This window comes from Luedemannella flava (assembly GCF_039528515.1).
GTDB classification, from domain to species: domain Bacteria; phylum Actinomycetota; class Actinomycetes; order Mycobacteriales; family Micromonosporaceae; genus Luedemannella; species Luedemannella flava.
Window position 1 is genome coordinate 1 of sequence record NZ_BAAALT010000229.1, and the last position, 14,824, is coordinate 14,824.

The window sequence follows — 14,824 nt, forward strand, 5'->3', positions numbered from 1 at the left end:
CGGCACGCGCCGCAGCGCCCGCCGGGCCGCGAGGCGGGTCTGGCCCCGCAGCGCGGCGGCCGGGTCGGCGGGCAGCTCGCGCGGCGCCCAGTCGGGCTGCGCGCGCCGCACGTCCTCGTGGTGGATGAACAGTTCGGTCCGGTTGGCCAGCCCGTCCGTGAGCGGGTTGCTCACCGGGCTCCACCACGGCGCCCGGCGCACCTTCGCCACCAGGGCCGACCACGGTGTCGCGGCGAGCGTCGCCTGGACCCGCCCGGTATGTCCGGCCAGTGCGCGGATGAGGATGCCGGCCGCGGCGTCCGGTCGGCGCTCGCGCAGGACCACGTGCGCGGCCAGGTCGCGGGTGGCCCACCCCGCGCACAGCGTGGGCGCGTCGGGACCCACCCGGTCCAGCAGATCGGCCAGCGCGGCCCGCTCGGCGGCGGCAAAGGCGGTCACCCGGTCACCTCCATCGCGGCGATGCTACCCACCGCCGGCCGAGGTCAACCCCGCCGCCGCCGCGACGCTGTGAGACGGTAAGGGGTCGGAAGGGGAGAGCCAGTGACGACGCCGACCACGAAACCGGGGCGCGTGATGCGCGACGGACTGTGGGTGCTGGGCCGGTCCATCCGCGAGGAGCCTCGGACGTTCGTCGTCGGGGTGGCGGGCAGCCTGCTGTTCGGGCTGCTCACGGTCGGCAGCGCGTTCGTGGTCGGCGCCGTGGTGGGGGAGGTGGTGGTGCCGGCGTTCGACCGCGGGCAGGCCGCTCCCGGCGCGCTCGCCGCCGGCGCCGCGGCGATCCTGGCCATCTCGCTGGGCAAGGTGCTCGGCATCTTCGGCCGGCGCCTCGGCGCGGGCGCCATGCAGTTCCGGCTGCAGGCGACGTTCCGCCGCCGGGTCGCCCGCCGGTACCTGACGCTGCCCCTGTCCTGGCACCGCCGCAACCCGACGGGCACCCTGCTCGCGAACGCCAACTCCGACGTCGAGGCCGTGTTCTTCCCCATCGCGCCGCTGCCGTTCGCGGTCGGCACGATCGGCATGCTGGTGGCGGCGATCGCCTCGCTGTTCCTCATCGACTGGACGTTCGCGCTGGTCGGGATCGCGGTGTTCCCCACCCTGTTCGCCATCAACGTCGTCTACTCCCGCACGGTCGCCCCGCGCGTGGCGCACGCCCAGGCGCTGCGCGGCACCGTGAGCGCCATCGCGCACGAGAGCTTCGACGGCGCGGTGGTCGTCAAGACCATGGGCCGCGAGGCGTCGGAGACCGAACGGTTCGGCCGCGCGGCCGACGAGCTGCGCGACGCGATGATCAGCGTGGGCCGCGTGCGCGGCCTGTTCGATCCGCTCATGGAGACGCTGCCCAGCCTGGGCACCGTGGGCGTGCTCCTCGTCGGCGCGGTCCGCCTCGACCGGGGCGCGGTCACCGTGCCCGAGGTGGTCAGCGTCGCGTTCCTGTTCACCGTCCTCGCCTTCCCCGTGCGCGCGATCGGCTGGGTGCTGGCCGAGCTGCCGCGCAGCGTGGTCGGGTGGGAGCGGGTGCAGCGCGTGCTGCGGGCTGAGGGCGAGACGACCTATGGCGTCCGCGCGCTGCCGGCCACGCGGGGCGGTGCGGCGCTGCGGTTCGAGGGCGTCTGCTTCGGGTACGAGCCGGAGCAGCCGATCCTCACCGACGTGACGTTCGAGGTGCCGGCCGGGCGCACGATCGCGCTGGTCGGGCCGACCGGCTCGGGCAAGTCCACGATCGCCGCGCTGGCCGCGGGCCTCGTCGAGCCCGCCGCCGGCCGCGTGCGCCTCGACGGCGTGCCGCTGCGCGAGCTCAGCCACGCCGCGCTCGCGAGCACGGTGGCGCTCGTGCCGCAGGTGCCGTTCGTCTTCGACGACACCGTGCGCGGCAACGTCGACCTCGGCCGCGACGGCGTCGACGACGCGGCCGTGTGGGCCGCGCTGCGCCTGGCCCGGGCGGACGGCTTCGTCGCCGCGCTGCCGGACAGTCTCGACACGACCGTCGGCGAGCGGGGCGCGACCCTGTCCGGCGGCCAGCGGCAGCGCCTCGCGCTGGCCCGCGCGCTCGCCGCCGACCCGCGGCTGGTCATCCTGGACGACGCCACCAGCGCCGTGGACCCCCGGGTCGAGGCGGCCATGCTCGCCGGCCTGCGCGACCGGGCGGGGGAGACCTCCATCCTGGTGGTGGCCTACCGGCGGGCCACCATCGCGCTCGCCGACGAGGTCATCTTCCTCGACCGGGGCCGGGTGCTCGCCCAGGGCCCGCACGAGGTGCTGCTCGCCACCGTCCCCGGCTACGCCGCGCTGGTCACCGCGTACGAGCGCGCCGACGCCGACCGCGAGCGCGAGCACGCCTTCGACGACGCCGACCTGGTTCTGGACGCGGAGGAGACTTTTTCGTGAGCACCACTACCACGCAGGCTCCGGCGACGGGCCGCGCCCGGCGGCCCGCCCCTCCCGGTCAGGCAGTCGATGCGACGCCCGCCGAGAGCACGCTGACGACGCTGCGGCGCGGGCTCGCGCTGTCGCCGCGGCTGCGCACCGGTCTCGCCGGCACCCTCGGCCTCGCTGTGCTCGCGATGGTCGGCCGGGTGGCCGTACCCGTCGCGGTTCAACAGGGCATCGACCGCGGCCTGCGCGCGCCTGGCGGCCCGGACCTGCGGGTGGTCGCGGTCGTCGCGGCCCTGACCGTCGCGGTGCTCGCCGCGACCACGACCTGTTCCTACCTGATGCTGCGCCGGCTGTTCACCGTCTCCGAGACCGCGCTGGCCGAGCTGCGCACCCGCACGTTCCGGCACGTGCACGACCTGTCGATGCTGCACCAGCAGACGCAGCGGCGCGGGTCGCTGGTGTCGCGGGTGACCGGCGACGTCGACCAGATCACCCAGTTCCTCCAGTGGGGCGGCGTGATCCTGCTGGTCAGCGTCGGCCAGATCCTCGTCACCACCGCCGTCATGTTCGTCTACTCCTGGCAGCTCACGCTCGTGGTGCTCGGCGCCTTCGTGCCGGCCGCCGTCGTGGTGTGGCGCTTCCAGCCGCGCCTCGCCACCGCCTACGGCCAGGTCCGGGAGCGGGTCGGCACGCTGCTCGCCGCGATCAGCGAGAGCGTCGTCGGCGCCGAGGTCATCCGGGCGTACGGGGTGGGCGAGCGCACCGGCGAGCGGCTCGACACGGCCGTGGTCGCCCACCGGCGCTCGCAGATACGCGCCCTGACGACCAGCGTCACCAGCTTCTCGTCCGGCGAGGTGGCGGCCGGGCTGGCCACCGCCGGCGTGGTCGTCGTCGGCGTGCACCTGGGCGTCGGCGGCGGGCTCACGGTCGGCCAGCTCACCGCCTTCCTGTTCCTGGTGACGCTGTTCGTGCAGCCCGTACAGATCGCCACCGAGGTGCTCAACGAGGCGCAGAACGCGATCGCCGGCTGGCGGCGCGTCCTCGACGTGCTCGACGAGCGGCCCGACGTGGCCGACCCGGGCGACGACGGCGTGCCGCTGCCCGCCGGGGCGCTCTCGGTGACGTTCGACCGCGTGCACTTCGCGTACCCGGGCGGGCCCGAGGTGCTCAGCGCCGTCGACCTGAGCGTGCCGGCGCGTCGCACGGTGGCCGTCGTGGGCGAGACCGGCAGCGGCAAGAGCACCTTCGCCAAGCTGCTCACCCGGCTCATGGACCCGACGCACGGTGCGGTGCTGCTGTCGGGGGTGCCGTTGACCCGGGCGACGTTCGCCTCCCTGCGCTCGCGGGTCGTGCTCGTGCCGCAGGACGGATTCCTCTTCGACGGCACGGTCGCGGCGAACGTGCGCCTCGCCCGCCCCGACGCCGGTGATGACGCGATCACCGCGTGCTTCGCCGAGCTGGGCCTGGCCGACTGGGTGGCGGGGCTGCCCGCCGGGCTGGACACGAACGTGGGGGAGCGCGGCGAGGCGCTGTCCGTGGGTGAGCGCCAGCTCGTGGCGCTGGCCAGGGCGTACCTGGCGGACCCGGACCTGCTGGTGCTGGACGAGGCGACCAGCGCCGTCGACCCGGCGACCGAGGTGCGGTTGCAGCGCACGCTCGACGCGGTCACCCGCGGCCGGACGACCGTCACCATCGCGCACCGGCTCTCCACGGCGCGGGCCGCCGACGAGGTGATCGTCTTCGACGCGGGCCGGGTGGCGCAGCGCGGCCACCACGACGACCTGGTCGCCGAGCCGGAGTCCGTGTACGGCCGGCTCTACGCGGCCTGGCTGGCGCAGACGCGCTGAGGGGTCAGCGCTCCAGCCACCAGTCGGGCATGACCCGGGTCACGTACGGGGCGAGGGCGTCGCTCACCCACATCGTCGGGCCGGGCTGGCCGATCTTGCGGCCCACGGCGATGAGCAGCCCGACCCAGGTGTCGGCCGAGGCGAACTCCTCGTCGCTGACCCGCCGGTCGTAGGTGCCCCGGCGGCGGGCGAGGATCGCCACGTACCCGTTGTCGGCGACGCGCGCGCCGAGCAGCTCGTTGCCGCCGAACGTGGCGATGAGGTGGCGGTCGCCGACCGCGATGTCGGGGCCGGGCGAGGCGTCGGGGCCCGTGCCGGTGTCGCCGGCGCGGCGCAGCACCACCCACAGCGGCCCGCCGGTCGGCTCCGCCGCCCGGATCAGGCGCTCCTCGACCTCGTCCGCGTGGTAGCGCGACGGGCCGAGGTCGGCCGCGACGACGCGCAGGCCGGCGAGGAAGGACTCCTGGAGCCGGCGGTCGTGCCGCCACGGCCCGGGGGCGAAGTACGCCACGAAGCGCCACACGCCGACGGCCGTCCACGCGGTCGTCCGGGCGGCCGCGGCCAGGGCGTCGATGAGCGCGGACTCTTCCAGCGTGCCGCGGTGCTCGGCGATCGCCTGCCGTAGGGGCGCCAGCGGACCGAGCACCTCGGCGCTGAACGGGTTGTCGCCGCGCAGGTCACGGGCGCCGAACGCGGCCAGGGCGGTCAGGTCGACGGCGGCGGCCCAGGCGGGCGGTGCCGGCGCGGGCGTCGGCCGGGTCCGGTGACCGCCGAGCAGGCCCCGCCAGCCGCGACCGGATCTGGCGTGCGTGCGACCGCCCTGCGTCACCATCACCTCGTCCATTCGGCTAATCGGAGCCGCCGATCGTGCCGGCGGTTGTCCGCTAGGAGGGTAGCGCCCATTGGCCGCGTTGCCGAGTGCTCGGACGTCTGTATACAGGATGCCGGTGGGACGGATGAGACGCCAGAGCCGTTCGGCACTAACGCGAGTAAAACTCCACCACCAGCTGTTCGTCGCACAGCACCGGAACTTCCGCCCGCACGGGCGCGCGGAGTACCCGCACGGTCAGATCGGCCAGCGAGACGCTCAGATAAGGCGCGCCGGTGGCCGGCGCGTGCGCGCCCGCCGCGGCGAGCTGGAACGGGGCCTTCGCCCGGCGGTGTCCTTCACCGTGATCACCTGGTCGGGCCGCAGCCGATAGGACGGTCGGTCGACCTTGGCGCCGTCCACCCGCAGGTGGCCGTGCGTCACCAGTTGGCGCGCCTGGTAGATGGTGCGGGCCAGGCCGGCGCGCAGCACGGTCGCGTCGAGCCCCCGCTCCAGCAGGACGACGAGGTTCTCGCCGGTCTTGCCCTCGCCGCGCAGCGCGTCGGCGAAGGTGCGGCGCAGCTGGCGCTCGCTCACGTCGTACTGGTGGCGCAGGCGCTGCTTCTCCAGGAGGCGGACTGGTAGTTCGAGGTCTTGCGGCGGGCGCGGCCGTGCTCGCCGGGCGGGTACGGGCGGCGCTCGAAGCACGCCACGGCCGTGGGGGTGAGCGGCATGCCGAGGGCGCGGGAGATGCGCACCACCGCCGAGATCGCGCGTACCCTCGCCGCCGGGCACCTGCCGGCCACGCTGCAGGTCGCCTGCGGCCCCGGCCCGCTGCCGATCGCGTACGCGACCGACTGCGGCGGCCAGCCGCTCCTGCTCGTCCCCGTCGGCGGGGCGATCGCCGGGACAATGCCCGGCGGCGACGGCGACGTGGCGGCCGTGCTCGCCGTCGTCGACGAGCCGCCGGTGGCCGGCGCGCCCGTCCTCGGCCGGGTCTGGGTCAGCGGCTGGGTCACCGCGCTGCACGGCGCCGCCGCCCGGGAGGCGGCGTGCGAGTTCGCCGAGACCAACCCGCTCGGCGACCTGCTCGACGTCGGCTGCGGCCACGACCTGTACCGGCTGGAGGTCGCCGAGGTGCGCCTGCGGCGCGGCCGACGCACCCACGAGCTCGACCTGATGGAGTACCTGGCTGCGGACCCCGACCCGCTCGCCCGGTTCGAGGCCGACCTGCTCGCCGACCTCGACGACCAGCACGGCCCGGAGGTCGGCGCGTTCGTGCGGCGGATGGCGGCCGCCGCCGGCCTGCCGCCGCTGCGACCTCGTCGACCTGCTGCACCCCGTGCTGTTCGGCTGCCACCGGCGGCGTGACTGATCAGGCGGTCAGGTCGCCGACCAGGTACCGCTGGATCGTGGGGGCGACCATCGCGACGATCTCCTCCGGCGGCGCGCTGGCCAGCGGCTCCACCCTGATCAGATAACGGATCATGATCAGGCCGGCGATCTGGCTGGCCACCAGGGTGCCCCGGGTGGCCGCCTCGGCGGGGTCACTGACCACATCGGCCAGTACGCGCCGGATGAGGCGCTTGACCACGAACTCGCGCAGCATCCTCGCCATCATGTCGTTGGTGACCGCGCTGCGCACCATCGCCGCCGCCGCGCCGCCGGCGGGGGAGTCCCACACGTGCAGCAGGGTGCGGACCAGCCGCTCGCCCATGTGCTCACGGTCGCCGGTGAGGATCCGGGGAATGAGTTCGGCGGGGTTGATCGGCGCCTGCATGGCGGCGAGGAAGAGCTGTTCCTTCGTGCCGAAGTAGTGGTGGATCAGGGACGGGTCGACGCCGGCCGCGGCGGCGATGGCGCGCACCGACGCGCCGTCGTAGCCCTTGTCCGCGAACACCTCCCGGGCCGCGGTGAGGACCGACTCGCGGGTGTCCTGGTGGCCCGGTCGGCGACCGCGCGCCATGTCGCGTACTCCCCCCTTGACGGCCTGGACCGACGACCGGGCCGCGGCTGACCGCGGCCCGGTCGTGGCCTCAGGCGGTGCGCCGGCGCAGCGTCGCGGCCGCGAGGACGAGCGCGAGCACGACACAGCCCAGCACGATGGCGAGATCCTTCCACATGGTGGCGGTTGCCTCGGGATGCGCGCCCACCTCCTGCAGCGCCTCCACCGCGTAGGTCATCGGCATCACGTTGCTCAACGCCTGCAGCCAGCCCGCCATCTGGTCGCGGGCCACGAACAGCCCGCACAGCAGCAGCTGCGGCAGCACCACGATGGGCATGAACTGCACGGCCTGGAACTCGGTGCGGGCGAACGCGCTGCACAGCAGGCCGAGCGCGACGCCGAGCACCGCGTTCGCCACCGCGATGAGCACGACCAGCCCGGTGCCGCCCGCGGTGTCCAACCCGTAGAGCCAGTACGCCACGCCGGCCGCGACCGACGCCTGGATCGCCGCGGCCAGGCCGAACGCGATGCCGTAGCCGAACAGCAGGTCCAGCTTGCCCAGCGGCGTGGTGAGCAGGCGCTCCAGCGTGCCGGTCGTGCGCTCGCGCAGCATCGCGATGCTCGTGATGAGGAACATGATCGTGAACGGGAAGACGCCCAGCATGATCAGACCGATGCGGTCGAACGTGGACGGCTGACCGGGCGGCGTCGGCTGGTTTTCGAACATGAAGTAGATAAGTGTCAGCAGCAGCACCGGCACGACCACGAGCAGGCCGACGGTGCGGTGGTCATGGCGCAGCTGGGCGAGGATGCGCTTCGTGGTGCTGGCGAGGATGCGCGGCGACATCAGGCCACCTCCGCGGGCGACTGGGCCTGCGCCCGGATGAGGTTGAGGAACGCCCGGTCGAGGTCGTCGGTGCCGGCGGCGGCGCGCACCTCGTCCGGCGTGCTGTCGGCGATGAGCCCGCCGTCGCGGATGAGCAGCAGCCGGTCGCAGCGGCCGGCCTCGTCCATGACGTGGCTGGACACGAGGATCGTCGCGCCCGCGTCACACAGGTCGCGGAAGTGCTGCCACAGCTCGTCGCGCAGCACCGGGTCCTGCCCGACGGTCGGCTCGTCGAGGATGAGCAGGTCGGGCTTGCCCAGGATCGCGCAGGCCAGCGAGGCGCGGGCGCGCTGGCCGCCCGACAACGTGCTCACGAGCTGGCCGGCGGCGTCGGCCAGGCCCACCTTCTCGACCGCGTCGTCGGCGTCGGCCTTCGTGGCGTCGGCGTAGAGCGAGGCGAAGTAGCGGGCGTTCTCCCGGACGGTGAGGTCGGCGTAGACGCTCGGCGCCTGGGTCAGGTAGCCCACCCGGGCGCGCAGCGCGGCGTTGCCGGCGGGCTCACCGAAGACGGTCACCGTGCCGGACTCCACCTTCTGCACGCCGACGATCGCGCGCATGAGGGTGGTCTTGCCGCTGCCGCTGGGGCCGAGCAGGCCGGTGATGCTGCCGCGCGGGATGGCGCAGCTCAGGCCGTGCAGGACTCGCCGTTTCCCGCGGGCGATGACGAGGTCGCTGACCTCGATCGCGGTCTCCATGGATTCCTCCGGGTCGTCACGTGGTGCGACATAATTCAACAAGCGTTGAACTTCACGGTACGAGCGGTTGGATGAGTTGCGCAACGGCTTTGGCTGGTGTGGTCTGGTGGGACCGGCCGTGGTCTCCGTGAAAAATGGTGCAAGCTACTGATGTAGCGCATGTCACGACTAATAGTGAACAGTCTTGTATTTAGGCTAGCCTCCCTTCGCTATGAGCAGTCGGAAGCAGGTCGTGAGCGCGGGGCCGAACGTCAACGTCGCGGAGTTCGGGGTGTCCCGGTCCGCGCTGGCGATCCGGTCCGGCATGGCGCTGGGTGCACTCCGCCGACTGCCCGGGCAACGGCCCGTCGGTCCCACCGTGGCGCCCGCGGACGGCCTGGCCGGGCCGGCGGCCGTCAACCGCGCCGCGCTCATCGCGTCCGCGCACCCGGCCAGTCACCAGGACCCGCTCGCCGAGCAGAGCAGCGTGAACGTCCTGGCCGCCGACATCGCGGCGCTGCCACGCGCGGACCGCACCGCGCTGCGGTCGGTCGTCACCGGCATGTTGAACCGCGCGCACCAGTTCAGCTTCGGGCCCGGCGCGATGGTGGTCGTCATGGTCGTGCTCGGCCTGGTCTTCGGCACCAACGTCGGGCAGGCCGCGGCGCACACGGTCGCGGAGATCACCACGACGGTGGTGACCCGGACGGTCGAGAAGGTCGCGCCGGTGGTCCGCCGGATCCCGCATGTCCCGGTCCCCGCCGTGCGCGACGCCGTTTCGCTGCCCGCGACGGGATCGTCGGCGCCGGCGGCCGGGTCGGTTGTCCCCGCGACGGACGACGCTCCGTCCCTGGGCACGTCGACACCGGGTCGCGGCTCTGGTCCGGGGCGTGCGGCAGCGGTGGCCGGGCCGATTGTTCCCGGCGCTGTCGTCGCGGAGGACGCTCGCGCGTCCACCGGCCGCCTCGGTCGCGGCCACGCAAAGGGCGCTGAGAAGCGGGCCCATAGCCAGGGGCCCAGGTCCGCGAAGGGGCGGTCGAAGGGCCGGCCGGCGATGTCGACCACCGCGCACTCCTCGGCGAAGACCCGCCCGGCCGGGCACGCGTCCGGCAACTCCCAGGCGACGAAGCGCACCGAGTCCTCCGACAAGAAGAAGTCGTCCTCCGCCGAGGGCAAGTCCCCGGCGAAGGCCAGGTCCACCCGCCGTAACTAGTCCGGGTGACGGTGCGACAGTCCGGCGCCCTTCCGCGGCGCACGACCGCTTCCTTGTTTCGTTCGAGGCGGTGGGGTGTCCGGTATGCGCGGGTTGCGGCCCGGGATGTTGATCATGGCGGGTGGTTGGCGGGGGTGATCGGCGTTCGAGGTACAAAACCGCGCTGTGGCGGGGTGACCTTGACGCCACGCCGTGTTCGAAATGCCCGCGCGCTTCCATCCACGCTGCTGACGATCTTGGGGCTAAAACGTAGTGACAGCTACGTTTTAGCCCCAAGATTCAATGCGTTGCGTCAGAGGGAGAGGATTTTGTCCAGGTATTCCCGGTAGCGGCGCATCGCCTGGCGCAGCTGCTCGGTGTCGGGGGTCGCGTCACGGCGCCAGTCGCTGAGGTCCAGGGACTGGCCGGTCAGGTACTGCAGCAGCGCGTGCGCGGCGTCGTTGACCACGCCCTCCGCGTCCCGCACGGCGGCGGCCGGGTCGTCGAAGAAGTCGGCCTGCAACTGCAGCATCCGGTCACGCACGACGGCCGCGGCCTCCGGCGTCCACACCGTGAACGGCAGGACGGTCGCGTCGACCTGCGACGCCACCGCGGGCAGACCCGCAGGCGGGGCCTCCTGAACGTCGTTGGTGGACCCGATAGCCACCACGGCCGGCACGGCCGCGGCCGCGACGCCCGCGAGCGCGGCGACGTCGACGCCCGACTCCTCGGCCGCCGGCTCCGCCTCGGCCACGGGCTCGTCCGCGACCTCGGAGTCCACGTCGTCGACCGACGCCCCAGCCTCCGCCGCCACCTCGGCCAGTGGCTCGGCATCGGCCGCAGCCTCGACCAGTGGCGCCGTCTCGGCCACCGGCTCGGCCCCGAACTCAGCCTCGGCGACCGGCTCGGTCTCGAGTTCGTCCGCGGCCTCGGGCTCTGCCTCGGCGACCGGCTCGGTCCCGAAATCGTCCGCGGCCTCGGGCTCTGCCCCGGCCACCGGCTCGGCGTCGAACTCCCTCACGGGTTCGGCTTCCACCTCAGGCTCCGCTTCGGCAGCAAACTCCGGCGCCGCCTCGGCGTCAGCCTCGGCCGCGGGCTCGTCCCCGAACTCCGGCTCTGCCGCGGGTTCCCCTTCGGCTGACGGCTCGTCCACGACCTGCGACTCCGTCGCCGCAGCGTCGATCGCGGGCTCTTCCTCGGCCACCGGCTCGAAGTCGGTCAGCGGCTCCGCGGCGGCGTCACCGTCCGCCACGGGCTCAGCGTCCGCCACGGGCTCAGCGTCCGCCACGGGCTCAGCGTCCGCCACGGGCTCAGCGTCCGCCACGGGCTCAGCGTCNCGGGCTCAGCGTCCGCCACGGGCTCAGCGTCCGCCACGGGCTCTGCGTCGAACGCCGCCTCCGCGTCCGTGGCCTCCGCAGCTTCTGGCGCCTCGGCGACCGGCTCCGCGTCGGCCGCGAACTCCGCCTCGGGCTCCGCCTCGGCCGCGGACTCCGTCTCGGGCTCGGCCGGCGGTGCCGCGTCGGCTACGGGCTCGGTTTCCGCTTCCGGATCCGCGTCGGTCGCCGGGGCTTCGTCCACGACGGTGACGTCCTCGGCGAGGGCGTCGCCCCCGGCGACCACGTCGTCCTGCGCCGGCGCCTCGTCCGGGTCCGCCACGACGTCGACCGGCTCGTCGAGGACGGGGGCGTCCGCCCACTCGACCGGGGCTTCCGCCGTCGGCTCGGCCTCGGTGTCCGCTGCGTCGGGTTCGGAGCTGGCCTGCTCGTCGACGACGGTCGCGGACTCCTCCGCCGCGACCGGCTCCTCGACGCCCTCGTCAGCCTCCTCGGCCGCGAGCTCGTCGTCGGCCTCGGCCACCGCGTCGAGGTCCACCACGTCGTCCGTGTCGGCTCCGTCGGCGTCCACGAGGTCGTCGATCACGACCGGCTCGTCGACCTCCACGACATCGTCCGCCACCGGCTCGGCGTCGACCGCGACCGGCTCGGCGTCGTACGTGGCGTCTGCGGCCTCCTCGGCCGGCTCCTCCTCGGCGAGCGCCGCAGCCAGTTCCTCGTCGACGACCACGGCGTCGACCGGCTCGTCGGCGGGCTCCGCGGGGGCGGAGGACCACGGGGAGAAGGTCGTCACCTCCGCGGCGACGGGCTCCTCGGTCACCGGGACCTCGGCGTCGAGCACGGCCTGCGCCGGCTCCTCGGTCACCGGCACAGCGTCGCTGGCCTCCGCGTCGGTGTCCGTGACGGTCTCGGTCTCGACCGGCTCGACGTCGATCACGGGCTCGGCGCCGGGCGCCTCGACCTCCGCGTCGATCACGGCGTCCGCGTCCGGCGCGTCCGCGGCCACGGCCGAGGCGTCGACCGGCTCCTCGTCGGGCGCGGCTTCGCCGAACGACGCGTCGCCGGCGTCGCCCACGGCCTCGTCCACGGTCGCCTCGCCGACGGTCTCCGCAGCCGAAACCTCGACGGTCTCCACTGCCGGGGCGGCGACCGTGTCGGTGGCGCTGTCGGCGGCCGCGACCATGGCGTCCGTGACGACCGGCAGGATGGCCGTGTCGTCGAAGGGCGGCCTGGGCGCGATGATCCGCGGGTCGTGCGTTGCCGGCGGGCCCCACGCGGATTCGTGTTCGTGCATGCTGATCCTCCGTCCCCTGGCGCGACGGGGTGCGGCCGCCGCGCACTCATGCTTGGTTGCCTGCTGGAGCGAGGCCGCGACGCGCAGCCGGCAGCACGGGACAACCGGCGGGGATCGCCGGCGCTACCAACTGAAGGTGTGGGCCTGATTGCGCGCCGTGAACGGGTGGACGCGGCGACGCAGCATCACCGTACCCCTGCTCGGCCACCCTGAGATCCCCCGAAAATGCCGTGATGGGACGCGGCTTTGGGGCCCGATGCGGATAGGGAAGAATCGGGTGGCATGACCGCCCTTGATCCCGATCTCGCCGCCCGGTTGACGCGTGGCCCGGCGGGGCTCGTGCCCGCCGTGGTCCAGCAGTACGACAGTGGTGAGGTCCTCATGCTGGCGTGGATGGACGACGAGGCCCTCCGGCGTACGCTCACCACGCGGCGGGCGACCTACTGGTCGCGCAGCCGGGAAGAATACTGGATCAAGGGCGAGACCTCGGGGCACCATCAGTACGTGAAGTCGGTGTCGTTGGACTGCGACGGCGACACGCTGCTCGTCCGGGTGGACCAGGTCGGCCCGGCGTGCCACACGGGGACCCGCACCTGTTTCACGGATGAACTGCTGGCGGAGAAAGAGGCGGAACTGTGACCACCGGCGTCGTCACCCCGGACGAGAAGACCTTCCGCGAACTGGCCCGCGCGCACCGCGTGGTGCCGGTGACCCGGCGGCTGCTGGCCGACGGCGAGACCCCGGTCGGGGTCTACCGCAAGCTGGCCGGCGGCCCGGGCACCTTCCTGCTCGAGTCGGCCGAGCACGGCTCGGCGTCGGGCGGCACGGCCTGGTCGCGGTACTCGTTCGTGGGTGTGCGCAGCACCGCCACGCTCACCGAGCGCGACGGCCGGGCGGTCTGGCTGGGCACCCCGCCGGCCGGCGTGCCGACCGAGGGCGACCCCGTCGAGGTGCTGCGGGCCACCGTCGCGGCGCTCTCCGGCGAGCTGCCGGACGTGGGCGAGGCGCTGCCCCCGCTCACCGGCGGCCTGGTGGGCTTCCTGTCGTACGACATCGTGCGTCGGTTCGAGCGCCTGCCCGCGCTGGCCGATGACGACCTGAACGTGCCCGAGCTGGGCATGATCCTGGCGACGGACCTGGTGGTGCTCGACCACTTCGCGGGCTCGGCCGTGCTGGTCGCCAACGCGATCCTGCCGGAGGGCGCCGACGACGCGGCGGTCGCCGCCGCCTACCACCACGCGATCGGCCGGCTGGACTCGATGACGTCGGCCCTGTCGCGGCCGACCCCGCCGATGGTCTCCACGGTCGAGCACCCCGGCATCGGCCGGATCGTCTCGCGTACCCCCGACGGGTTGCACCAGAAGGCGGTGGACTCGGCGAAGGAGGCCATCCGCGACGGCGAGTGCTTCCAGATCGTGGTGGCGCAGCGGTTCGAGCGCCCGACGGACGCGGACCCGCTGGACGTCTACCGCGTGCTGCGCAGCACCAACCCGTCCCCTTACATGTACTTCCTGCGGTTTGACGGGTTCGACATCGTGGGCTCCTCGCCCGAGGCGCACCTGAAAGTTACCGGTCGGCGGGCCCTGCTCCACCCGATCGCGGGCACCCGCTGGCGCGGGGACACCCCGGAGGAGGACGCCCGGCTCGCGGGGGACCTGCTGGCCGACCCGAAGGAGCGCGCCGAGCACGTCATGCTCGTCGACCTGGGTCGCAACGACCTGGGCCGGGTCTGCAAGCCGGGCTCGGTGGAGGTGCCCGAGTTCGCCACCATCGAGCGGTACAGCCACGTCATGCACATCGTGTCCACCGTCGTCGGCGAGCTGCGCGACGAGCACACGGCGTTCGACGCGCTGGTCGCGACGTTCCCGGCCGGCACGCTCAGCGGTGCGCCCAAGGTGCGGGCCATGGAGATCATCGAGGAGCTGGAGCCCACCCGGCGCGGCCTCTACGGCGGCATCGTGGGCTACTTCGGCTTCGGCGGGGACCTGGACACCGCTATCGCGATCCGGACCGCCCTGATGCGCGACGGCGTCGCCTACGTGCAGGCCGGCGGCGGCATCGTCGCCGACTCCGACCCGGCGGCCGAGGAGCAGGAGACCCGCAACAAGGCCGCCGCCGTTCTGGCCGCCCTGGCCGCCGCCGAGACCCTGCGCCCCACGCGATGACGCGAGCAGCGGGACCTGCGACGCCCGCGGCGCGGCGGGCGCTCGCGGTGGCGGTCACGGGGAGTACGGGCGCCGCGGCGCTCGCGCTGCTGGCCGCCACCCGGATCTGGGCGGTCGAGGCGGTCGAGCGGCCGTCCCCGTTGCCGCCCGACGAGGTCCTGCGCACCGGCTCCGCCCTGGCCCCGGTCATCCCGGCGTTCGCGCTGGTGGCGCTGGCCGGGGCGGGCGCGCTGCTGGGCACGCGGCGGATGGGCCGGTCCCTGGTCGCGGGCCTGATGGTCGCGGCGGGCGCGGTGGCGGCCGCGG

General features: G+C 74.0%; 13 protein-coding genes and 1 pseudogene. 7 read left to right on the forward strand and 7 right to left on the reverse strand.

What is annotated here, in order from left to right; translation table 11 throughout:
• Window positions 1-438: TIGR03085 family metal-binding protein (locus ABD211_RS27360; protein WP_344138032.1), on the reverse strand; the 438-nt coding region annotated here is incomplete at its 3' end.
• Window positions 439-573: 135 nt separating this feature from the next.
• Here ABD211_RS27360 and ABD211_RS27365 point away from each other — a divergent pair.
• Window positions 574-2,385, forward strand: a complete 1,812-nt coding sequence (locus ABD211_RS27365) for an ABC transporter ATP-binding protein (RefSeq protein WP_344138065.1) — start codon at window positions 574-576, stop codon at window positions 2,383-2,385.
• A 92-nt stretch (window positions 2,386-2,477) separates the two neighbouring features.
• A complete protein-coding gene (locus tag ABD211_RS27370) occupies window positions 2,478-4,220 on the forward strand; it encodes an ABC transporter ATP-binding protein (protein WP_344138068.1) in 1,743 nt (580 codons plus the stop codon).
• Window positions 4,221-4,224: 4 nt separating this feature from the next.
• Here ABD211_RS27370 and ABD211_RS27375 read toward each other — a convergent pair whose 3' ends face one another.
• Window positions 4,225-5,064, reverse strand: coding sequence for a hypothetical protein (locus tag ABD211_RS27375; RefSeq protein ID WP_344138035.1), 840 nt, complete (start codon window positions 5,062-5,064; stop codon window positions 4,225-4,227).
• A gap of 136 nt (window positions 5,065-5,200) precedes the next feature.
• Window positions 5,201-5,762 (reverse strand): annotated as a pseudogene (rpsD, locus tag ABD211_RS27380) (30S ribosomal protein S4).
• Between rpsD and ABD211_RS27385 the strand changes: the two are divergent.
• On the forward strand, window positions 5,761-6,399 hold the full coding sequence (locus ABD211_RS27385) for a DUF2470 domain-containing protein (RefSeq protein ID WP_344138038.1): 639 nt from the start codon (window positions 5,761-5,763) through the stop codon (window positions 6,397-6,399). The pseudogene rpsD and the gene ABD211_RS27385 sit on opposite strands and share 2 nt — an antisense overlap.
• Window positions 6,400-6,403: 4 nt before the next feature.
• Here the strand turns inward: ABD211_RS27385 and ABD211_RS27390 are convergent, their stop codons facing one another.
• The 3 genes from ABD211_RS27390 to ABD211_RS27400 form a co-directional block, all read right to left on the reverse strand.
• The gene (locus tag ABD211_RS27390) at window positions 6,404-6,994 is read right to left on the reverse strand and encodes a TetR/AcrR family transcriptional regulator (protein ID WP_344138041.1); all 591 of its coding nucleotides are present in this window, start codon (window positions 6,992-6,994) and stop codon (window positions 6,404-6,406) included.
• Between the two features lie 70 nt (window positions 6,995-7,064).
• Entirely contained in the window at window positions 7,065-7,820 is a 756-nt protein-coding gene (locus ABD211_RS27395; RefSeq protein ID WP_344138044.1) for an ABC transporter permease, read from the reverse strand.
• Window positions 7,820-8,554, reverse strand: a complete 735-nt coding sequence (locus ABD211_RS27400; protein WP_344138047.1) for an ABC transporter ATP-binding protein — start codon at window positions 8,552-8,554, stop codon at window positions 7,820-7,822. The genes ABD211_RS27395 and ABD211_RS27400 overlap by 1 nt, the downstream gene beginning before the upstream one ends.
• Before the next feature lie 211 nt (window positions 8,555-8,765).
• On the opposite strand from ABD211_RS27400, the gene ABD211_RS27405 reads away from it, so the two are divergent.
• Complete coding sequence (locus tag ABD211_RS27405; RefSeq protein ID WP_344138050.1) at window positions 8,766-9,746, forward strand: hypothetical protein; 981 nt, start codon at window positions 8,766-8,768, stop codon at window positions 9,744-9,746.
• 292 nt (window positions 9,747-10,038) lie between these two features.
• On the opposite strand, the gene ABD211_RS27410 is transcribed toward ABD211_RS27405, so the two are convergent.
• On the reverse strand, window positions 10,039-10,995 hold the full coding sequence (locus ABD211_RS27410; RefSeq protein ID WP_344138053.1) for a hypothetical protein: 957 nt from the start codon (window positions 10,993-10,995) through the stop codon (window positions 10,039-10,041).
• A gap of 1,640 nt (window positions 10,996-12,635) precedes the next feature.
• Between ABD211_RS27410 and hisI the strand changes: the two genes are divergently transcribed.
• The 3 genes from hisI to ABD211_RS27425 form a co-directional block, all read left to right on the forward strand.
• Complete coding sequence (gene hisI / locus ABD211_RS27415) at window positions 12,636-12,992, forward strand: phosphoribosyl-AMP cyclohydrolase (RefSeq protein WP_344138056.1); 357 nt, start codon at window positions 12,636-12,638, stop codon at window positions 12,990-12,992.
• Window positions 12,989-14,518 carry an anthranilate synthase component I gene (locus tag ABD211_RS27420; RefSeq protein ID WP_344138059.1) on the forward strand — a complete coding sequence of 510 codons (1,530 nt, stop codon included), beginning with the start codon at window positions 12,989-12,991 and terminating at the stop codon, window positions 14,516-14,518. Before hisI ends, ABD211_RS27420 begins: the two co-directional genes overlap by 4 nt.
• The coding region (locus ABD211_RS27425; RefSeq protein WP_344138062.1) for a Trp biosynthesis-associated membrane protein at window positions 14,515-14,824 on the forward strand (310 nt) is incomplete at its 3' end. The genes ABD211_RS27420 and ABD211_RS27425, both read left to right, overlap by 4 nt.